This is a genomic window from Mycobacterium colombiense (assembly GCF_001665835.1).
GTDB lineage: Bacteria > Actinomycetota > Actinomycetes > Mycobacteriales > Mycobacteriaceae > Mycobacterium > Mycobacterium colombiense_A.
The window spans coordinates 82,308-101,144 of record NZ_LZSX01000088.1; the positions used below are offsets into that span (position 1 = coordinate 82,308).

Sequence of the window (18,837 nt, forward strand, 5' to 3'; positions counted from 1 at the left end):
GGGCGTCAAGCCTTTCCGTTCGCCGTCAGCATCGCGTCTCGTGGATCGAAGGGGCATCCGCCGCCCTCGACGTGCGCGACGTATTCGTCGCGGAAGAACTTGATCGACGACATCACCGGGCTGGCCGCACCATCGCCCAACGCGCAGAACGACTTTCCGAGAATGGTGTCGGAGATGTCCAGCAGCTTCTGGATGTCCTCGCTGGTGCCCTTGCCGGTTTCCAGCCGCTCGTAGATCTGGTCGAGCCAGAAGGTACCCTCGCGGCACGGCGTGCATTTTCCGCACGACTCGTGCTTGTAAAAGTAGGTCCAGCGCCGGACGGCACGCACCACGCAGGTGGTCTCGTCGAAGATCTCCAGCGCCTTGGTGCCCAGCATGGAGCCGACGCCGCCGACGCCCTCGTAGTCCAGCGGCACGTCGAGGTGCTCGTCGGTCAGCAGCGGGGTCGACGAGCCGCCCGGCGTCCAGAACTTGAGCCGATGCCCGGCCCGCACACCGCCGGCGTAGGCGAGCAATTCCCGCAACGTGATTCCCAGCGGAGCCTCGTACTGGCCGGGCCGGGCTACGTGGCCGGACAGCGAATAGAGCGTGAAGCCAGGGGATTTCTCGCTGCCCATCGAGCGGAACCAGTCGACGCCGTTGCCGATGATCGACGGCACGCTCGCGATGGTCTCGACGTTGTTGATCACCGTGGGGCAGCCGTACAGCCCGGCCACCGCGGGGAAGGGCGGGCGCAGCCGCGGCTGGCCGCGCCGGCCTTCCAGCGAATCCAGCAGCGCGGTTTCCTCACCGCAGATGTAGGCACCGGCACCGGCGTGCACCACCAGCTCGAGGTCGAAGCCCGAGCCGTTGATGTCGCGGCCCAGGTAGCCGGCGGCGTAGGCCTCGGCCACCGCGTTCTGCAGGCGGCGCAGGACCGGCAGCACCTCCCCGCGCACATAGATGAACGCATGGCTGGCGCGGATCGCGTACGCGGCGATGATCACGCCCTCGACCAGGACGTGCGGTGTCGCCAGCATCAGCGGAATGTCTTTGCACGTACCGGGTTCCGACTCGTCGGCGTTGACCACCAGGTAGTGCGGTTTGGCGGCCGCGCCGGTGTCGCCCTGCGGGATGAAGGACCACTTGGTGCCGGTCGAGAATCCCGCGCCGCCGCGCCCGCGCAGTCCGGAGTCCTTCACCACCCCGATCACTGCGTCGGGCTCCATCGCCAGCGCCTTCTTCATCGCCTCGTAGCCGCCGTGGCGGTGGTAAGTCTCGAGGGTCCAGGACTCGGGATCGTCCCAGAAGCGGCTGATGACCGGAGTCAGCGGCGTCAACTGTGAAGTGTCAGAAGTTGTTGTCATTACTGGCCTTCCGGCGCATCCGGTGCCTGCATGCCGTGTTCCTTGGCTACCTTCAGGCCGGCCAGGGTGGCCGCTCCGGCGCCGCCCTGCCCCTGGTCGGGACGCTCGTCGGGCAGGCCGGCCAGGATGCGCGACGTCTCGCGGAAGACGCACAGCGGGGCGCCGCGAGTGGGCGGCTGGGGCTCGCCGGAACGCAGCGAGTCGACGAGTTCGCGCGCCGACTCCGGCGTCTGGTTGTCGTAGAACTCCCAGTTCACCATCACCACCGGTGCGTAATCGCAGGCGGCGTTACATTCGATGTGTTGCAACGTGACCGAGCCGTCGGCGGTGGTCTCGTCGTTGCCGACGTCCAGGTGCTCTTTCAGGGCGTCGAAGATGGCGTCGCCACCCATGATGGCGCACAACGTGTTTGTGCAGACACCCACCAGATAATCGCCGGTGGGGCCGCGGCGATACATGGTGTAGAAGCTCGCCACCGCGGACACCTCGGCCCCGGTGAGCCCCAGCAGCTCGCCGCAGAACTCCAGGCCCGCCGGTGTCAGGTAGGAATCCTGCGATTGCACCAGGTGCAGCAACGGCAACAGCGCCGAACGCTTGCTGGGGTAGCGGCCGATGATCTCCTTGGCGTCGACCTCCAGCCGAGCCCGCACCTCGGGTGGATACGTCTCGGGCGCGCCCTCGACGACGAACGCGTTGGGCTCGTCGGGCGGTGGGCCGAGCCGGATGAAGACCGGCTGTCCCTGCGGCCCGGTCACCGGTCCACCCCGCCCATGACCGGATCGATACTGGCGACCGCGGTGATCAGGTCGGCGACCATCCCGCCTTCGCACATCGCCGCCACCGCCTGCAGATTCGTGAACGAGGGGTCTCGATAGTGCACCCGGTAGGGCCGGGTGCCGCCGTCGCTGACCATGTGCACGCCCAGCTCGCCGCGCGGTGATTCGACCGCCGTGTAGACCTGGCCGGCGGGAACCCTGATGCCCTCGGTGACCAGTTTGAAGTGGTGAATCAATGCCTCCATCGAGCCGCCCATGATCTTGGCGATGTGTTCCTGTGAGTTGCCCAAGCCGTCGGGACCCACCTTCAGGTCGGCCGGCCAGGCGATCTTGCGGTCCTCGACCATGGTCGGGCCCGGCTTCAGCTTGTCCAGACACTGCTCGACGATCTTGATCGACTCCCACATCTCGTTGACACGAATCATGTAGCGCCCGTAAGCATCACACGTGTCTTCGGTGATTACGTCGAATTCGTAGTTTTCGTATCCGCAGTACGGTTCGCTCTTGCGCAGATCGTGGGGCAACCCGGTGGCGCGCAGGATGGGGCCGGTGATGCCCAGCGCCATGCATCCGGTCAGGTCCAGGTATCCGACGTCCTGGGTGCGGGCCTTCCAGATGGCGTTTTCGTTGAGCAGGCCGCCCATTTCGCGCAGCACCTGCCTGAGTCCCTTGAGGCCCTCCACGATCTCGGCCTCGGCGTTGGGCGGCAGGTCCTGCGCCACACCGCCGGGTCGGACGTAGGCGCTGTTCATTCGCAGGCCGGTGATCGATTCGAACAGGGTCAGCACGATCTCGCGTCCCCGGAATCCGACGAACATCGGAGTCATGGCGCCCAGTTCCATGCCGCCGGTCGCCAGCGCCACCAGATGCGACGAGATCCGGTTGAGCTCCATCATCATTACCCGGATGACGTTGACCCGCTCCGGAATCTGATCGGTGATGCCGAGCAGCTTCTCCACACCCAGGCAGTAGGCCGTCTCGTTGAAAAACGGTGCGAGGTAATCCATCCGGGTCACGAACGTGACACCCTGGGTCCAGTAGCGATATTCGAGGTTCTTCTCGATGCCGGTGTGCAAATACCCGATGCCGCAACGGGCGTCGGTGACCGTCTCGCCCTCGATCTCCAGGATCAGCCGCAACACCCCGTGCGTGGACGGATGCTGCGGCCCCATGTTGACGATGATGCGTTCGCCGGGGTCGACCCCGCGGGCGGCCTCGACGACCTTGTCCCAGTCCTGGCCGCCGGCGACCACGAAGGTTTCGCCGGCGCCGTCGTGCGTCGATTCAGTGGTGGTGCTCATCAGTTGTACGCTCTCCGCTCGTCGGGCGGGGGTATCTGTGCGCCTTTGTATTCGACCGGAATCCCGCCGAGGGGGTAGTCCTTGCGCTGGGGATGCCCGTGCCAGTCGTCGGGCATCTCGATGCGGGTCAGCGACGGGTGCCCGTCGAAGATGATCCCGAAGAAGTCGTAGGTCTCGCGCTCGTGCCAGTCGGTGGTCGGATAGATCCCGAACAGCGAGGGGATGTGCGGATCACCGTCGGGCGCAGCCACTTCCAGGCGGACGCGGCGATTGTGCGTGATCGACTGCAGCGGATACACCGCGTGCAGTTCGCGTCCCGTCTCGTGCGGGTAGTGCACCCCGCTGACGCCCAGGCACATTTCGAAGCGCAGCTGCGGGTCGTCACGCAGCAGCTGAGCGACCCGCTCCAGCGCGTCGCGACGGACGTGCAAGGTCAGCTCGTCGCGATACACCACGACTTTTTCGATGGCGTCGGTGAATTCGACGTTGTCCTTGTCCTTCAACGCCGCGGCCAGTCCGTCGACCACCTCGTCGAAGTAGCCGCCGTAGGGCCGCGGGCTGCTGCCCGGCAGCAGGACCTCGCGCACCAGCCGTCCGTAACCGGACGTGTCACCCGAGCCCTTGGCGCCGAACATGCCGCGGCGCACGTCGATGACTTCCTCGTCGGCGCTGCTGATTGCTTCTTTGGGATCTTGATCCGGTGAGCTCATCGCAGCAGTCCGCGCATCTCGATCGTGGGCCGGACCGACAGCGCCGCCTGCTCGGCTTCGGCCCTGGCGGTTTCCCGGTTGACGCCCAGCGGCATCTCCTGAATCTTCTCGTGCAGCTTCAGGATTGCGTACAACAGCATCTCGGGCCGCGGTGGGCAGCCGGGCAGGTAGATGTCCACCGGAACCACGTGATCGACGCCCTGCACGACCGCGTAGTTGTTGAACATCCCGCCAGATGACGCGCACACGCCCATGGCCAGCACCCATTTCGGCTCGGCCATCTGGTCGTAGATCTGTCGCAGCACCGGAGCCATCTTCTGGCTGACCCGCCCGGCGACGATCATCAGATCGGCCTGCCGCGGGGTGGCCGAGAATCGCTCCATGCCGAAGCGCGCGATGTCGAATCTTGGCCCGGCCGTTGCCATCATCTCGATGGCGCAGCAGGCCAACCCGAACGTCGCCGGCCACAGTGAGTTCTTGCGGACGTAGCCCGCGACCTTCTCGACTGTTGACAGCAGGATCCCGCCGGGCAGCTGTTCCTCAAGACCCACGTCTTACCTCAATCCCACGTCAGGCCGCCGCGGCGCCACACATAGGCGTAGGCCACGAAAACCGTCAGCATGAAAATCACCATTTCGACCAGAGCGAACGTGCCCAGCGCGTCATAGCTGACCGCCCAGGGATACAGGAACACGATTTCGATGTCGAAGACGATGAACAGCATCGCGGTGAGGTAGTACTTCACCGGAAAGCGCTGCCCGGCCGTCGCATGCGGGCCGCTCACCGATGTCTCGGTGGGTTCGATTCCGCACTCGTAGGCCGCCATCTTCGACTTGTTGAAACGTGATGGGCCGGCCAGGCTCGCGATCGCCACCGAGCCCACGGCAAAGGCTGCGGCGATGGCGCCTAGCACCAGGATGGGTATGTAGACGTTCAACTCGCTCCATGATCCGTCGTACGAGCCGCCTGCAGCGGCCAGGCGGTAACCGGGCTGCTGTGACGGACTGGATCTGAAGCCCGTCACAGTGATTTACAACATAGCGTCGCGGCGTGCGGCGCGCTTGCCCGGGGTGGGCGTTTTGCAGTATTGGCGGTGCCATGTCGCGCTGTGCTGCGCAAACTCCATAGCCGGTGCAACCAAGGCTCACCGCCGGACGGGATCCGCCGCACCAACCGCTAGATGAGCACCAGCAAAGGTGCGGCCGCGCCGATCGCTGCGGCACCAAAGATCAGGGGCGTCGCCAGCACGGATGGCCCGTCGTCAGCAACGTCGTGACTAGCGACTGTCGCCGTGCCGTCGGTGGCCGAAGTGGTCAGGACTGCCGCGTTCGGCGGGCGGGAGTCAACAGCCGCGGCAAAGATCGCGTCGTGGAATGAATCAGCGAACCGGGGCTCGCAGCAGGCTGAGCACCGTGCGGCCCAGCAGGATGGGGTCGATGGGATGCGGCACCGCGCCCTCGGCGCGCGACCAGGAGGCCAACCACGCATCGTCGGGCCGCCCGGTCAGCACGACCAGAGGCGGGCAGGTCTCGAGTTCGTCTTTGAGCTGCTTTGCGATTCCCATGCCGCCGGTCGGAGTGGCCTCGCCGTCCAGGATGGCCAAGTCGATGCCGCCCTTGTCCATCGTCGCCACCACCATGGGCCCGGTCGCCACCTCGACGTAGCTCAGTTCGGGCAGATCGGGATGCAGCTGCTTGCCCAGCGCCCGCATCACCCGTTCGCGGGTTTGGACATTGTTGCTGTAGACGAGGATCCGCAGGGCGACGGTGGATTGCGGGGTGGAGTCGGGCACGGTGCAGATGCTACTGGTGTCGCACCGGGTTCAGCGGGGTGCCCGCAGAAATCCTTATTGCGATACCCGCACGAAGATGGCGTCGGCCGCGACGGTTGCCGTCGAGCCCACCATGCCGAGCCGGTTCCAACCCAGGTCGAACCGGTCCCGATCGAGCTTGGTTTCGCCGGTGATTCGGATCGAGCCGTCGTCGAGCTCGGAGATCGTGACGGGCAGCTGCACCTCCGCGGTGACGCCCTTGATGGTGAATGTGGTCCGCAGGTCGGCGTCCTTGCCTTTGGTCGGCTGCACCCCCGTGACGACGACGCTGATCTCCGCGAAGCGGTCGACGTCGAAGAAGTCGGCCGAGCGCAGGTGTTTGTCGCGGCGGCCGATGCCGGTGTCCACCGAGGCGGCCCGGATGTCCACGCGGCCGAAAACCGCTCCCTTGCCGGTCAGTTGGCCGTCGCCGGTGAAGTCGGTGAAGCGGCCCTTGACGATCAGCAGGCCCCACATGTTCCTGATCTTGAAAGTGATGGCCGAGCGATCCCGGGCCAGGGTCCACACGCCGGCCATGTCGGGATCGTGAAGCAGTGTCTCCAAGGTCGTCATCGTCACCCCCAATGTGTCGTGGCGAATCTAGCGCTAGTTCATCAGCGGCGCGATCCCGGCGGGGTCGAAATATTCATCGATCCGCTCGATCAGTCCGTCGGTGCCCACCCGGATCACGATGCAGACCCGCAGCGAGATCGACTGCCCGGCATGTCCCGTGGCGTGCAAGATGTGCTGCTGAACGAAGCCCCGCGCGGATCCGTCATCGAAGAGCTGCCGGTCCAGGATTTCGTAGCGACGCCGCGTGGTCGCGCCGATGAACCAATCGATGACCCGCATTGCGCGGGCCTTGTCGTCGTCGCGCCGCGAGCCGACACGCCACACCGCGATGTCGTTGCTCCACATCGCGTCAACGGCGGCGATGTCGCTTCGCTCGATCGCCGTGAACAGGCGGTTGGCCGCATCGAGGACCGTCTCGGTGCTGGAAGCGGGCATGTCTGGCTCCTCACTGATCGCGGGGCTATTCGCTGTCGTATCCGGGGTGGGCGACGGCCAATCGGCGCCGTACCAGGGCGCGCAGGCAGGCGGTGACCTGATCGGCTTGCCCGTCCAGCTCGCCGGCCCGTATCGCCGCGGCCAGCTCCTCCTCGTCGGCGAAGCCCAGGCCGGCCAGCGTGGTGCGGGATTCCGCCTCGCTCTCGTCGAGCAGTTCGCGCTCGACGATGCGCAGCGCGTTGGCGGCGACCCGGGCGTGGAAGTTGACCTGTCCTTCGGTCGCACCGCGCACGTCGGTTTCCAGGAATTCGGCAACCGCGGCCACGAGTTCGCCGGCCAGCGGGCGGCCGTATGCGCCGATCATGGCCGCGCCTCGAGCAGGTTGAGCAGGTCCCACTCGGTCTCGCAGACGCGACGCCCGATGGTGGCCAACTCGACCGAGCGGTGTTGCCCGCTCAGGTGCCGTTCGGCCTGGAAGCGGCAGATGACACCCCAGCGCAGGGTGGCCAGCACCAGCCACCAGTGAAACGCCACCCGGTCGACGGTAGTCCCGCTGGCCTGCTCGTAGGCGCGCAAAAAGCTTTCGATGCTGCCCAGGCCGCCCGCGCCCAGGCTGGCCGAGGCGCCGAATCGCCAGGCCCGGATGCAGAACCACGCCAGGTCTTCGTAGGCCTGCCCGACGTGCACCAGCTCCCAGTCCAGCACCGCGGCGAGGTTGGATCCGTCGACGATGAGGTTGCCCATCCGAAAGTCCCCGTGCACCAACACCGGCGGCGACGGCGGGGGACGGTGGGCGGCCAGCCAGCGGAACCCCCATTCGAATGTCGCGGTGGTGTCGCCCATGTCGTCGAGGCGCTGGCGCCATTCGGCGAGCTGGTCCTCGTGGGTCAGGTCCGGAATGTTCGTGTCGGCGCGGTGAATGGCGGCCACCGCCTGCGCGCATTGCTGCAGCAATCGGGTGCGGGCCGCGTGCCCGTCGACGGCGTCGAGCTGACGCTGGATGCGCCGCACGATGGTCTCGCCCTTGATCTCGTCACAGATCAAATACGGATTACCCAGTGCGACAGGGGAATTGTCGGCGATCAGCACGTGGGGGACCGGCGCGCCGGCGGCCGCCGCGGCGGCCTGCGTCCTGGCTTCCAGCTCCATACCGGCATGCACATCGTCGGGTGGGCCGGTGCGCAAGATCAGCGCACGAGGCTGCGCGTTGATGACGGTCTCGAACGCCCAGGTGGTTCTGCTGGCGCCACCGGTCAGCGCGCGCAGGTTGTCGACCGCGGTGTCGGCGCCGATGGCCGCCGTGAGCACCCTGGCCAGTTTGGAGGCCAGTTTGGTGCCCAGTTCCGCCGACTCGTCGCTGTCCATCACTTGCTGCCGAATTTGAACAGCCGCTGCGCCACCCGGCGAATCTGGATTTCCTCGGCGCCCTCGGTGATCCGGTAGCGACGGTGATGGCGGTAGATGTGTTCGAACTGCTCGTGCCGGCTGTAGCCGAGGCCGCCGTAAACCTGCATGGCGCGGTCGGCGGCGTCACAGACCAGCCGGTTGGCGCGGTAGTTCGCCATCGAGACCTTGTCGGAGACCTCCATGTGGTGGTCGCGGTCCAGATGCCAGGCGGCGTACTGCACGAGCAGTCGCACCATCTGCGCTTCGGTCGCCAACTCGGCCAGCGGCCATTGCACGGCCTGGTTCACCGACAGCGGCCTGCCGAAGACCTTTCGGCCGGTCGCGTATTCGGCGGCGCGGTCGATGCAGTATTGGGCCGCGCCCAGGCTGCTCGCGGCTTGGCGAATCCGGTTCTCGTGCAGGAAGGTTTGGGCGACTTCGAGGCCGCGGTCCACCTCGCCGAGCACCGCGTCGGCGGGAATTCGAACATCGGTCAACTCGACTTCGCCGTGGTCGGTGGGCATGTTGAAGGTCCACCAGTAGTAGGGGACGTTGAAGCCGGGCGAATCGGTGGGCACCAGGAACGCGGTGATGCCCCGGGCAGCTCCCGGTTCGCCGGAGGTGCGGGCGAAGACCAGGTCGTGGGTGGCGCGGTGCACGCCGGTGTTGAACCGCTTGGAGCCGTTGATCACCCAGCTGTCGCCATCGCGTTCGGCGTGCGTCTCGAGCCAGGTGGCATCCGATCCGTGTTGCGGCTCGGTGAGGCCGAACGCCATGGACCGCTCGCCGGTGATCAGCGCCTCCGACCACTCCTTGCGTTGCTCGTCGGTGCCGAACCGCTCCATCATGATCACCTGCGGGAAGTTCCCGACGATCGACGATTCGTTCTGCAGGTCGTTGTGTAAGCCAAGACCTTTGTGCGCCAAGTGTTCCCGGATGACCGCCATGTCGACGTTGCTGCCGTCCCGACCGCCCAGTGCGGCCGGCAGTCCGTAACGCAGCCAGCCGGCCTTGTCGGCTCGCCGGCGCATCTCGGAGAGCAGATCCTCCCACTCGCGCGTCGGGATCCCGTCGTTGTCCCAATCGGTGCGCGCGTGCTCGCGACGCTGGTCGAAGTACTGCATGTTCTCGCGTTCCAGCGGCTTGATCTCGGCCTCGATGAACTCGTCCATCTCGGCGAGCAGGCCCGGAAGGTGCTCTGGCAGAGTGAAATCCACGTCGTCTCCTAAGATCTCGTGAGGCAGCCGTACAGGGTTTTCTTCCAGACCGTCGACAAGGTCGCGATGGCGTCTTCGTCGCTGATGTTCAGACCGAGGCCCGCCGGCCCGGATGGTCCGACGAACACGGTAGTGAAGTTCTCGAACAGCAACGCGATGGCCGCCGCGGTGTGCTGGGGGTGCAGCTCGGCGCCGTAGCCCTGATCCTGGGCCCTCCGCACCGATGCCGCCACGAGATCCACTCCGAACCGCCGGAATTCGTTCTGCACGGCCGCGAAGCGCTGCTGGGTGGCTGCCAGCTGGGCCACGGCGATCATGATGCCGATGTTCTGCTTGAACATGTTCCAGTAGCCGGTGACCACCGAGGTGAAGAAGGCGTCGTCGTCGGGGGAGTCCGGCAGGTGGACGCTGAGTCCCGACGGCGTCACCACCTCGTGCAGGAACGATTCCGCGAGTGCGGCCAGCAGGTCTTCCTTGTCGGTGAAGTATCGGTAGAACACCGCCGGCGATTTTCCCGCGGCCGAGGTGATGTCGGCCAGGGTGGTGCCGTGAAAACCCCGTTCGGCGAACAGCTTCCGAGCGGCCTGCTCGATGGCCTCCCTGGTCTGGCGGCCTTTGGCGGTCAGCTCGCGGTTCGCCTCCGGGGCGGACATCAGTTCCCCCGCACTTAATGTCTCCGTCGGTCGCCGGCGCGCAACAGGGCGCTCGGCAGGTCGTGACCCACCACCGATTTCGCCACGCCGGCCGCGGCGATGGCGGCCTGCAGGTCGACGTCCACCTCGATGCCGCTGTCGCCCAGCAGGTATACGAGATCCTCGGTGGCGATGTTGCCAGTGGCGCCCGGCGCGAAGGGGCAGCCGCCCAGGCCGCCGACCGACGCGTCCAGCCGGGTCACCCCGGAGCTGACCGCGGCGTAGGCGCTGGCCAGGCCGGAGCCGCGGGTGTTGTGAAAATGCCCGCCCAGCGGCAGGTCGCCGATTACCGGACGCAGTTGTGCGATCAGCGAACTCACCCGGCCCGGGGTGGTGGTGCCGATGGTGTCGGCAATCGACAGGCGGTCGGCGCCGCGGTCGCGGGCGGCCGCGGCGATCTCGAGCACCCGCTGGGGTGGGGTGGGGCCTTCGAACGGTGAGTCCCAGGCGGTGGCGATGACGACTTCGACGGTGACGTTGCTGTCGTGCGCGATGGCGACGATCTCGTCGATCTGGTTGGTGGCCTCGGTGCTGGTGCGCCCGACGTTGGCCTTGCTGAAGGCGTCGTCGGCGGCCACCACGTATTCGATGGAGCGCAGCCCCGCGGCGACGGCCCGCTTGGCGCCGTTGGGGCTGGCCACCAGAGCCGAGAATTCGATGTCGGGGCAGTCATGCAGATGGGCGGCCAGCTCGGCGGCATCGGCCATCGACGGCACCTTGGTCGGGGAGACGAACGCGGTGACCTCCACCTCGCGAACCCCGGTGGCCGCCACCGCGGCCAGCAGTTCAAGCTTGGCCGACAACGGAATTGGCGTTTCGATCTGCAGACCGTCGCGCAGGGCCACTTCTCGAATGTCTACATGGGTGGTCATAACACCTCCTCGGCGCGCAACTCCTCGAGCTCCTCGGCCGTCTTCCCCAGCAGCCCGATGAAGACGTCGTCGTTGTGCTGGCCCGGCCGTGCGGGGCCGGCGTTGCGGACCTGCCCCGGCGATTCCGAGAGCATCGGCACGATGCCAGGGCCCAACACGTTGCGCTGCACACGCTCGTCGTAGTGCTCGACCAGCATGCCGCGCGCCCGCAGCTGCGGGTCGTTGACCACCTCGGCTACGGTGTTGATCGGTCCCGCGATCACCCCTGCGGCGGAGAGGGTTTCGATGATCTCGCCGGGCTGGCGTTCCGCGGCCCACGCGCCGATGATGTTGTCGAGTTCGTCTTGATTGCGGCCCCGGGCGACGTGCGTGGCGAACCGGTCGTCGGTGGCCAGCTCCGGGCGGCCCATCGCCTTGCACAGCCGGGCGAAGACGGTGTCCTGGTTGGCGGCGATCACCACCCACGAGCCGTCGGCGCTGCGGTAGATGTTGGACGGGGCGATGCCCTCCAGCCGGGTGCCCGACGGCCCGCGCACCACGCCGCCCACGTCGTAGTCGGGGATGGTGGATTCCTGTACGGCCAAGCATGATTCGGTCAGCGCGACGTCGACCACCTGGCCGCGCCCGGTGACGCTGCGCCGGTACAGCGCGGCCAGCGCACCCTGGGCGCCGAACATGCCGGCCAGGCTGTCGCCGAGCGAGAGCGCCAGCCGGGGCGGCGGGCCACCCGGAAAACCGTTGAGGTGGCGCAGACCGCTGGCCGCTTCGGCGACCGAGGCATAGCCGGCCTTCGTGGCGTCCGGTCCGGTCTGCCCGTAGCCGGACACCCGGACCAGGATGATGCCCGGATTGCGTTCGCTGAGCACGTCGTAACCCAGGTTCCACTTTTCCAGGGTGCCCGGACGGAAGTTCTCCACCACGATGTCGGACTTCTCGACGAGCTCGCAGAACAGTTCACGCCCACGAGGGTGGCGCAGGTCCAGGGTGATCGCCTTCTTGTTGCGCGCGTGCACCGTCCAGAAGACGTGCTGGCCGTCGAGCTCGGCCTGACCCCAGGTGCGCAGCGGGTCCGGTGCCTTGGGTAGTTCTACCTTGATGACGTCGGCGCCCATGTCGCCGAGCAGCCGGCCGGCGAAGGGCCCGGCGATCAGGGTGCCCAGTTCGAGCACCCGAACGCCGTCCAGCGGGCCGGTCACCGTCATTCGGCGCTCGCGAAATCGTGCCGCACCAGCCAGTCGGTGACGATAGTGACGGCGGCCCGCAATGCGTCGCGTTGGTCGGGGCCCGCGTAATAGTGTGTGGCGCCGGGGATTTCGTGCATCTCCTTGTCCTCGTGTCCGATCGCCTGGAACAGCCGCCGGGTGTGGCTGGGCGTGCAGGCGTCATCCGCCAGGTTACCGATCACCAGCGCGGGGATCGCGATGTCGGGTCCGCAGGCCACCGCATCGCCGCGGGCGTCGTCGTAGCTCCACTGCGAAAGCCAGCCGCGCAGGGTGCAGAACCGGGCCAGCCCGACCGGGCTCATGTTCACCACCTGAGGATCCCCCAGGTAGCAGGTGCCGGGGACGCGTTCGTTGGGATCGACGGCCGGGTCCAGCCAGCGCGGGTCGGCCATGGTGCCGTGTACGACGAAACCGAACTCGTCGTCGGGCCGGCCGGCGGCTGCCAACTCGGCGAGCTTGCCCCTGACCCATGCGGTGATCCGACGGTTGCGATCGATCTGCGCCTGCCGGTAGCGGTCCAGGAATTCTTGGCTGTAGGGCGGCTGATTGGGGTTCTCGGGGTTGTACAGGTCCAGCTCGGGATCGCGCTTGGTGGGGTCGGATTCGTCGAGGATCGACGCGTCCAGCCATTCGGTCAGCGTGCCGTGCCGGCTGATGTGCGCGGCCAGCAGCATGATGCCGTCGGCCGCGGGCAGGTCGAGTTTGGTCAGGTCGGGGCCGTCGCCGGTCGGGCTGGCCGTGATGGTGGGGTTCTGCGCCTGCTGCTGGTAGAACACCGATAGCGAACCGCCGCCACTCCATCCGGCCAGCACCACCTTCTGGTAGCCCAGCCGCTTCTTGGCGTCCTTGATGCACTCGCCGAGATCCTCGACGACCTTCTCCATCAGCAGCGCGGAGTCGGTGCCGCGGAAGCGGCTGTTGCAATAGATGACGTGATGGCCGGCCCGCGCGAGTGCGTTGATCATCGGCAGGTAGGCGCCGCCGCCGATGGGATGCATGAACACCAGCACGGTGTCCGACGGCTTGTCCTTCGGCTTGAGCAGGTAGCTCTCCAGCACGGTGATCTCGGCCAGGCCGCCGTAGACGTCGCGGACCCCGGAATTGTTCTGGAAGGCAACGAGATAGGGGATTCGCTCGTACTCGTGCTTCTTGGGTTTCACGGCTTGCGCTTGCGTCATCAATGTTGTCCTAGGTCGTGGGCCAGTACCTCTGCCGACGGGGTGAGCCGCCGGCGTGTGTCGATGGCGATCACTTGCCAGTCGACGCGGGAGTAGTCGTCGAATTTGCGGCGCGCCCGTTCGCGAGCCTTTTCCGGTGCGCCGTGGTGAACCCCTTGCGGCGCATGGGAAATCAAACCGGGCGGCATCGGGATGCCGTACAGCGAGCCGCCGTGGAAGAAGGCGATCTCGTCGTAGTCGACGTTGCGGTGATACCAAGGTGTGCGTTCGGTGCCCGGAATCCCCTCGGCGGGCTTGGGCAGGAAGTTCATCACGTAGACGCCGGTGGCCTGCATGAACAGATGCACCGTCGGCGGCAGGTGGACGCTGTCGGAGGTGACCACGTTGTAGTCGGCGATGTTGAACGTGAACGCGAAGTTGTCGCCGCGCCAGCCCTCGACGTCGAGCGGATTGTGTTGGTAGAACAGCGTTGTCGGGCCGCCCTCGTGGATGAGCCGGACCTCGAATTCGCCGTCGGCCTCGTCGGCCGGCACCGGCTCGGGAATGACCACCTGCGACGGGTCGAAGGGGAAGTGGCGGCCCAGCGCACCGGGTGGCGGCACCCGGAACTCGTCGGTGGCCTCGATCATCAGCATCGTCGTCACGCTGTCGGGCAGCTGGCGCCAGGTGCATGCCTTCGGGATGTACAGCCAGTCGCCCTCCCGGTAGCGCAGCGGCCCGAATTCGGTCTCGGCCAGGCCGCTGCCCTGGTGGACGAAGCACAGCAGGTCGCCGTCGACGTGACGGACGAAGAACGGCATCGGCTCGTGACGACGGCTCAACAGGATGCGGCAGTCGTCGTTGCTGAACATCAGCAGCGGCCCACCGTCAGCTGCGGTGGCGTCGCTGGGCTTGAGCTCGCTGGAGAGCACGTCGATGGGCCGCAGCGGACCGACCGATCGGTACGCGGTGGGGTCGTGGCGCCGGTACAGGTTGGCGGTGCGGCCGGTGAATCCGCCCCGGCCCAACTCGTCGTCCTTGAGGCCTTCGAGGTCGGCGTGCAGGCGGCGCGGTGTTCGGCCTTTCCGCAGGTGCACAAAGGATTCCATGGACGGCTCCTCCGATGGGGACCAGCTGGGTGGCGATCAGGGTTCGCAAAACTGAAAGTGACATTACTTTCTCTTTTTGGACCGCACAAGGTCGGGGTCCAGCCACGTGTTCGGTGATCGCCGTCGCGCAGCGCCTAACCGCGAACGCGCAGCACGACCTTTCCCTTGGCGCTGCGGTTCTCCAGGGAGGCGACGGCGGTCGCGACTTGCTCCAGCGGGTAGGTCACCGGCTCGGGCGGGGCCAGTTCCCCGGAGGTGAGTAATCGCTCGAGTCCGGCCCACTGCTCGTCCAGCGCGCCCGGATGCGTCCCCGCCCAGGCGCCCCAGCCCACGCCGACCACGTCAACGTTGTTGAGCAGCAACCGGTTTACCTTGACGGTGGGAATCTCGCCGCCGGTGAATCCGACGACAAGCAGCCGCCCGCCGGGAGCAAGTGAACGCAGGGAGTCGGTGAACCGGTCGCCGCCGACCGGGTCGACGACGATGTCGACGCCACGGCCGTGGGTCAACTCCTTCACCGCGTCCTTGAAACCGTCGGCCAGCACCACATCCGTCGCGCCAGCCGCCGTGGCAATGTCGGCCTTGTCCTGCGTGCTGACCACGGCGATGGTGCGGGACGCGCCCAGCACCGGCGCCAGCCGCAGCGCCGAGGTCCCGATGCCTCCGGCCGCGCCGTGCACCAAAACCGTTTCGCCGCGCTGCAGCCGGCCCCGCACGGTCAGCGCGAAGTAGACCGTCAGGTCGTTGAACAGCAGGCCGGCGCCCGCCTCGAAGCTCACGTTGTCGGGCAGCCTGAACACCCGGTCCGGTGCCAACACGGCGACTTCGGCCATGCCGCCGGACAGCATGGTGAGGCCGACGACCCGGTCACCGGCGCTGACGTGCGCGCCCTCGGGTGCGGATCGGACCACGCCGGCGATCTCGGCGCCGAGCACGAACGGCAACTCCGGGCGGTATTGGTAGAGACCCCGGGTGAGTAGGGCGTCCGGGAAGGCCACCCCGGCGGCGTGCACGTCGACGACGACCCCGTCGCCCGACGGTTCGTCGATGTCGGTCAACTCGACCGCGTCTGGACCATCGAGCCGAGTCACCTGTACCGCGCGCATAGCCGGACAGCCTATAGGCGGACCCGGCCCGTTCAGAATCCGCCTGCGACCCGCACCACGGCCCGGCCGGAGAATTTGCCGGCGCGTACCTGATCGATCACGCCGAGGACGTCTTTCACGTCGACATCGGTGACCAGCGAGTCCAACTGACGTGGCCGCAACGAATCGCCGAGCCGGGCCCACAATTCGCGGCGCGGTCCGATCGGCATCAGCACCGAGTCCATGCCCAGCAGCGCGACGCCGCGCAGGATGAAGGGCAGCACCGTCGTGTGCAGGGCCGGGCCGCCGGTGAGGCCGCTGGCCGCCACCGCGCCGCCGTAATCGACGGTGCTGAGCACGTCGGCCAGCGTCGCGCCGCCGACACAGTCCACCCCGCCGGCCCAGCGCGCCTTACCGAGCGGCCGCGGCTTGGCGTCGGGGTCCGCGGGCAGCCGGCCGATAACCTCTGCGGCACCAAGGGCTTTGAGCCGGTCGGCGGCCTCGGCTTTGCCGCTCGAGGCGACGACCTGATAGCCGGCGCTCGCCAGCAGGTCGACGCTGACCGAGCCGACGCCGCCGGTGGCTCCGGTGACGACGATGGGACCGGCGTCGGGCGTGATGCCCCAGTCGATCAGTGCCTGCACGCTCATCGCGGCGGTGAAGCCGGCCGTCCCGATCGCGGCGCCCTCGTGCGGGCTCAACGCGCCGAGCGCCACCACCTGGTCGGCCGGCAAGCGTGCGTATTCGGCGTAACCGCCGTGGTGGCCGGTGCCGATGGCATACCCGTGGGCCAGTACCTGGTCGCCGACGGCGAAGTCGGCCGACGTCGACTCCACGACCTCACCGGTCAGGTCGATGCCCGGGACCACCGGGTAGTTGCGCACCACGCCGCCACCCGGCGTCAGCGCCAGCGCGTCTTTGTAGTTGACGCTGGAATACAGGACCCGGATGGTCACATCGCCGGGCGGCAGGTCGGAGTGGTTCAGCGTCTCGACCGACGCGGTTATCCGGTCGCCATCTTGGCGCGCGACGAGCGCGTGAAAGGTGTCCATCCTTCGACGCTAACCTCACCGTATGGATCCCTTTCCACTCGGTGGGTTTTCGGTCAACCGCGTCGGCTTCGGGGCCATGCAGTTGCCCGGGCCCAACGCGTTCGGTCCGCCGCGCGACCGCGACGAGGCGCTGGCCGTGCTGCGCCGCGCGGTCGAACTCGGCGTCGACCACATCGACACCTCGCAGTTTTACGGTCCCGACGTCGCCAACGAACTGATTCGTGCCGCGCTGCATCCCTATCCGCCGAACCTGGCGCTGGTCAGCAAGGTCGGCGGGCGCCGCGACGACAAGGGCGCCTGGCTGCCGGCCGGTGCGCCGGCCGAATTGACCCGTGACATCGAAACGAACCTGCGCAGTCTCGGCGTCGAGCGACTGGCCGTGGTCAACCTGCGCGTGTTCGACAGCGACGGCCCGGACCGGGAGTTCGATGACCAGCTCTCGGCCATGATCGAGGCCCGCGACCGGGGATTGATCGGCGGTGTCGGGCTGAGCAATGTCAACCGCGAGCACCTGCTGCATGCCGTGGGGCGCACCGAGATCGCTTGTGTGCAAAACGCATTCAATCTGGTGCACCGGGAGTCGGCCCCGGTGCTCGAGGAGTGCGAGGCGCGGGGGATTGCCTTCGTCCCGTTCTTCCCGCTCGGTGCGGCCTTCATGTGGCCGAACCCGGTGCTCGGCCACCCGGTGGTCCGGGAGATCGCGCAGCGGCTGGAGTGCACACCGGCTCAGGTCGCGCTGGCGTGGACGCTCGGCGTGGCGCCCAACGTGCTGCTGATTCCCGGCACCTCGTCGCTGAGCCATCTGGAAGAGAACATGGACGTCGCGTCCATCGAACTGGACGACGAAGCCCGCGAGCGGCTGAACGCGATCGCTACTTGAGCTCGGAGGAGGACAGGCCCAGTAGGCGGCGCGCGACCACCAACTGCTGAATCTGTTGCGTGCCTTCGAAGATGTCCAGGATCTTCGAGTCGCGCGCCCATTTCTCCAGCAGCAACTGCTCGGAATAGCCTGCGGTGCCTGCCAATTCGACGGTCTTGAGCGTGACGTCGGTGGCCATCCGGCCGGCCTTGGCCTTACTCATCGACGCTTCTTTGGAGTTGGGGATCTTGTTGTCGGCCTGCCACGCCGCGCGCAGCGACAGCAGATAGGCGGCCTCCCAGTCGGCTTCCATCCGCAAGAACTCCGATGCCGCCGCGCTCTGGACGTGCGAGGGCTTGTCGTAGGAGATCTCCACGCCGGCCTCGGTGAGGATCTTGCGAATCTCCTCCAGCGCGGCGCGGCCGACACCGACCGCCATCGCCGCGACGATGGGCCGGGTGTTGTCGAAGGTCTCCATCACTCCGGAAAAGCCCTTGCCCACCTCGATTTCGGGGTTGCCGAGCAGGTTGTCCTTCGGGATGCGGGCGTTGTCGAACCGGATGACCGCGGTGTCGGAACCCTTGATGCCGAGCTTGTGCTCGAGCCGTTCGACCGTGACACCGGGGTGCTCGCGCGGCACGACGAACGACTTGATCGCCGCGCGGCCCTGTGTCTTGTCGAGCGTCGCCCACACCACGATGTGGGTGGCGCGGGATCCGGCGGTGACGAAGATCTTCTCGCCGTTGATCACGTACTCGTCGCCGTCCAGGGTGGCGGTCGTCGACACGGCCGCCGAGTCCGACCCGAAGCCGGGCTCGGTGATGGCCATCGCCGCCCACACCTTGCCCAGGCGTTGCAGCTGCTCCTGGTTGGCGACGGCGGAGATGGCCGCGTTCCCCAGCCCCTGATAGGGGACGGACAACATCATCGCCAGGTCGCCCCAGCTGGCTTCCAGCGTCTGCAGCAGTGCGGCCATGTTGGCGCCGTTGTGGTTCTTGTCCCGTTCTTCGTCCTCGCCGCCCAGCGCGTTCGCTCCCGCGAATTCGATTGACTCCGAGGCCCCTTCGAAGAGACTGAACAGCGTGTCCAGCTCGACCGGGTACGCGTGCTCCTTGAGGTCGTACTTGCGGGCGATCGGTCGCATCAACTCGGCGGCGCCCTGATGCGTCTTCGTCGTCACCGCTTGCATCTTGCGGGGAAGTTCCAGATTGATTGCCATGATTGAACTTTCAGT

Annotated in this window: 21 protein-coding genes; 1 reads left to right on the top strand and 20 read right to left on the bottom strand. The window is 67.1% G+C overall.

From position 1 onward, the window contains the following. Window positions 1-5: 5 nt before the first annotated feature. The 19 genes from nuoF to A5760_RS21355 all read right to left on the bottom strand — a co-directional run bounded on the left by nuoF (window position 6) and on the right by A5760_RS21355 (window position 16,744). The gene (gene nuoF, locus A5760_RS21265) at window positions 6-1,346 is read right to left on the bottom strand and encodes an NADH-quinone oxidoreductase subunit NuoF (RefSeq protein WP_064884427.1); all 1,341 of its coding nucleotides are present in this window, start codon (window positions 1,344-1,346) and stop codon (window positions 6-8) included. Next, on the bottom strand, window positions 1,346-2,101 hold the full coding sequence (nuoE, locus tag A5760_RS21270; RefSeq protein WP_064884429.1) for an NADH-quinone oxidoreductase subunit NuoE: 756 nt from the start codon (window positions 2,099-2,101) through the stop codon (window positions 1,346-1,348). The genes nuoF and nuoE overlap by 1 nt, the downstream gene beginning before the upstream one ends. Continuing rightward, on the bottom strand, window positions 2,098-3,423 hold the full coding sequence (gene nuoD, locus A5760_RS21275) for an NADH dehydrogenase (quinone) subunit D (RefSeq protein WP_064884431.1): 1,326 nt from the start codon (window positions 3,421-3,423) through the stop codon (window positions 2,098-2,100). Before nuoD ends, nuoE begins: the two co-directional genes overlap by 4 nt. Further along, the gene (locus A5760_RS21280; RefSeq protein WP_064884433.1) at window positions 3,423-4,133 is read right to left on the bottom strand and encodes an NADH-quinone oxidoreductase subunit C; all 711 of its coding nucleotides are present in this window, start codon (window positions 4,131-4,133) and stop codon (window positions 3,423-3,425) included. The genes nuoD and A5760_RS21280 overlap by 1 nt, the downstream gene beginning before the upstream one ends. Next, window positions 4,130-4,684: a NuoB/complex I 20 kDa subunit family protein gene (locus A5760_RS21285; protein WP_064884435.1), complete on the bottom strand. Its 555-nt coding sequence runs from the start codon at window positions 4,682-4,684 to the stop codon at window positions 4,130-4,132. Before A5760_RS21285 ends, A5760_RS21280 begins: the two co-directional genes overlap by 4 nt. An 8-nt stretch (window positions 4,685-4,692) precedes the next feature. After that, window positions 4,693-5,070: an NADH-quinone oxidoreductase subunit A gene (locus tag A5760_RS21290; protein ID WP_064884437.1), complete on the bottom strand. Its 378-nt coding sequence runs from the start codon at window positions 5,068-5,070 to the stop codon at window positions 4,693-4,695. A gap of 441 nt (window positions 5,071-5,511) precedes the next feature. Beyond that, entirely contained in the window at window positions 5,512-5,925 is a 414-nt protein-coding gene (locus tag A5760_RS21295; RefSeq protein ID WP_064884439.1) for a hypothetical protein, read from the bottom strand. 54 nt (window positions 5,926-5,979) lie between these two features. Next, window positions 5,980-6,516, bottom strand: a complete 537-nt coding sequence (locus tag A5760_RS21300; protein ID WP_064884440.1) for a YceI family protein — start codon at window positions 6,514-6,516, stop codon at window positions 5,980-5,982. 33 nt (window positions 6,517-6,549) lie between these two features. Next, window positions 6,550-6,951: a nuclear transport factor 2 family protein gene (locus A5760_RS21305; RefSeq protein ID WP_064884442.1), complete on the bottom strand. Its 402-nt coding sequence runs from the start codon at window positions 6,949-6,951 to the stop codon at window positions 6,550-6,552. A gap of 25 nt (window positions 6,952-6,976) precedes the next feature. Further along, window positions 6,977-7,315 carry a DUF6285 domain-containing protein gene (locus tag A5760_RS26765; RefSeq protein WP_064884444.1) on the bottom strand — a complete coding sequence of 113 codons (339 nt, stop codon included), beginning with the start codon at window positions 7,313-7,315 and terminating at the stop codon, window positions 6,977-6,979. Beyond that, on the bottom strand, window positions 7,312-8,316 hold the full coding sequence (locus A5760_RS21315; RefSeq protein WP_064884446.1) for a phosphotransferase family protein: 1,005 nt from the start codon (window positions 8,314-8,316) through the stop codon (window positions 7,312-7,314). The genes A5760_RS26765 and A5760_RS21315 overlap by 4 nt, the downstream gene beginning before the upstream one ends. Next, a complete protein-coding gene (locus tag A5760_RS21320) occupies window positions 8,316-9,554 on the bottom strand; it encodes an acyl-CoA dehydrogenase family protein (RefSeq protein ID WP_064884448.1) in 1,239 nt (412 codons plus the stop codon). Before A5760_RS21320 ends, A5760_RS21315 begins: the two co-directional genes overlap by 1 nt. Window positions 9,555-9,562: 8 nt before the next feature. Then, window positions 9,563-10,207, bottom strand: coding sequence for a TetR/AcrR family transcriptional regulator (locus A5760_RS21325; protein ID WP_064884450.1), 645 nt, complete (start codon window positions 10,205-10,207; stop codon window positions 9,563-9,565). A 14-nt stretch (window positions 10,208-10,221) separates the two neighbouring features. Continuing rightward, window positions 10,222-11,118: a hydroxymethylglutaryl-CoA lyase gene (locus tag A5760_RS21330; protein WP_064884452.1), complete on the bottom strand. Its 897-nt coding sequence runs from the start codon at window positions 11,116-11,118 to the stop codon at window positions 10,222-10,224. Continuing rightward, complete coding sequence (locus tag A5760_RS21335; RefSeq protein WP_064884454.1) at window positions 11,115-12,320, bottom strand: CaiB/BaiF CoA transferase family protein; 1,206 nt, start codon at window positions 12,318-12,320, stop codon at window positions 11,115-11,117. The genes A5760_RS21330 and A5760_RS21335 overlap by 4 nt, the downstream gene beginning before the upstream one ends. Beyond that, window positions 12,317-13,519, bottom strand: a complete 1,203-nt coding sequence (locus A5760_RS21340) for an alpha/beta hydrolase family protein (protein WP_064884456.1) — start codon at window positions 13,517-13,519, stop codon at window positions 12,317-12,319. Before A5760_RS21340 ends, A5760_RS21335 begins: the two co-directional genes overlap by 4 nt. Then, the gene (locus A5760_RS21345) at window positions 13,519-14,607 is read right to left on the bottom strand and encodes a homogentisate 1,2-dioxygenase (protein WP_064884458.1); all 1,089 of its coding nucleotides are present in this window, start codon (window positions 14,605-14,607) and stop codon (window positions 13,519-13,521) included. The genes A5760_RS21340 and A5760_RS21345 overlap by 1 nt, the downstream gene beginning before the upstream one ends. 134 nt (window positions 14,608-14,741) lie before the next feature. Further along, on the bottom strand, window positions 14,742-15,713 hold the full coding sequence (locus A5760_RS21350; protein ID WP_064884460.1) for an NADPH:quinone oxidoreductase family protein: 972 nt from the start codon (window positions 15,711-15,713) through the stop codon (window positions 14,742-14,744). Window positions 15,714-15,745: 32 nt separating this feature from the next. After that, window positions 15,746-16,744, bottom strand: coding sequence for an oxidoreductase (locus A5760_RS21355; protein WP_064884462.1), 999 nt, complete (start codon window positions 16,742-16,744; stop codon window positions 15,746-15,748). A gap of 22 nt (window positions 16,745-16,766) precedes the next feature. Here A5760_RS21355 and A5760_RS21360 point away from each other — a divergent pair, with 22 nt between their 5' ends. Then, window positions 16,767-17,624, top strand: coding sequence for an oxidoreductase (locus tag A5760_RS21360; RefSeq protein ID WP_064884464.1), 858 nt, complete (start codon window positions 16,767-16,769; stop codon window positions 17,622-17,624). Here A5760_RS21360 and A5760_RS21365 read toward each other — a convergent pair. Further along, entirely contained in the window at window positions 17,617-18,822 is a 1,206-nt protein-coding gene (locus tag A5760_RS21365; RefSeq protein WP_064884466.1) for an acyl-CoA dehydrogenase family protein, read from the bottom strand. The two genes, A5760_RS21360 and A5760_RS21365, sit on opposite strands and share 8 nt — an antisense overlap. Window positions 18,823-18,837 lie beyond the last annotated feature (15 nt).

Bases quoted from the DNA above. Each gene is read 5' to 3' on its own strand.
- nuoF (WP_064884427.1), bottom strand. From the start codon at position 1,346: ATGACAACAACTTCTGACACTTCACAGTTGACGCCGCTGACTCCGGTC.
- nuoD (WP_064884431.1), bottom strand. From the start codon at position 3,423: ATGAGCACCACCACTGAATCGACGCACGACGGCGCCGGCGAAACCTTC.
- A5760_RS21280 (WP_064884433.1), bottom strand. From the start codon at position 4,133: ATGAGCTCACCGGATCAAGATCCCAAAGAAGCAATCAGCAGCGCCGAC.
- A5760_RS21300 (WP_064884440.1), bottom strand. From the start codon at position 6,516: ATGACGACCTTGGAGACACTGCTTCACGATCCCGACATGGCCGGCGTG.
- A5760_RS21305 (WP_064884442.1), bottom strand. From the start codon at position 6,951: ATGCCCGCTTCCAGCACCGAGACGGTCCTCGATGCGGCCAACCGCCTG.
- A5760_RS26765 (WP_064884444.1), bottom strand. From the start codon at position 7,315: ATGATCGGCGCATACGGCCGCCCGCTGGCCGGCGAACTCGTGGCCGCG.
- A5760_RS21315 (WP_064884446.1), bottom strand. From the start codon at position 8,316: ATGGACAGCGACGAGTCGGCGGAACTGGGCACCAAACTGGCCTCCAAA.
- A5760_RS21325 (WP_064884450.1), bottom strand. From the start codon at position 10,207: ATGTCCGCCCCGGAGGCGAACCGCGAGCTGACCGCCAAAGGCCGCCAG.
- A5760_RS21330 (WP_064884452.1), bottom strand. From the start codon at position 11,118: ATGACCACCCATGTAGACATTCGAGAAGTGGCCCTGCGCGACGGTCTG.
- A5760_RS21335 (WP_064884454.1), bottom strand. From the start codon at position 12,320: ATGACGGTGACCGGCCCGCTGGACGGCGTTCGGGTGCTCGAACTGGGC.
- A5760_RS21340 (WP_064884456.1), bottom strand. From the start codon at position 13,519: ATGACGCAAGCGCAAGCCGTGAAACCCAAGAAGCACGAGTACGAGCGA.
- A5760_RS21345 (WP_064884458.1), bottom strand. From the start codon at position 14,607: ATGGAATCCTTTGTGCACCTGCGGAAAGGCCGAACACCGCGCCGCCTG.
- A5760_RS21350 (WP_064884460.1), bottom strand. From the start codon at position 15,713: ATGCGCGCGGTACAGGTGACTCGGCTCGATGGTCCAGACGCGGTCGAG.
- A5760_RS21355 (WP_064884462.1), bottom strand. From the start codon at position 16,744: ATGGACACCTTTCACGCGCTCGTCGCGCGCCAAGATGGCGACCGGATA.
- A5760_RS21360 (WP_064884464.1), top strand. From the start codon at position 16,767: ATGGATCCCTTTCCACTCGGTGGGTTTTCGGTCAACCGCGTCGGCTTC.
- A5760_RS21365 (WP_064884466.1), bottom strand. From the start codon at position 18,822: ATGGCAATCAATCTGGAACTTCCCCGCAAGATGCAAGCGGTGACGACG.